A 276-nucleotide genomic window follows, 5' to 3' on the forward strand; every position below is an offset into this window, starting at 1 on the left:
CCAGACGAATGTATTCAGCCAGATTCAACAGTGTTTCTTTTTGCTTTGTGCTCACCGTGCGTTGTCCCAAATCAAACTGAAATACCAGATCACGAGCCTGTTTGTATGACATGGCCGGCAGGCGGGAACGACAGAGAGTAAAATCAGCCAGTGCCGGCGCCATATTGACACTCGATAGCAACAGATCGACCGGGGTATTGTTGTTCTGATAAATCATCGCTACCCGCGCCCACTGGCCGGCTGTCATACCGTCCAGCAACGCATCGACCGCTTGTG

Annotated in this window: 1 pseudogene; it reads right to left on the minus strand. The window is 51.8% G+C overall.

Annotated elements, in window-relative coordinates:
• Window positions 1-276 (minus strand): annotated as a pseudogene (locus ACYP03_RS26010) (OmpA family protein); the annotation flags it as partial.

It is taken from the genome of Photobacterium sp. R1 (assembly GCF_054600795.1).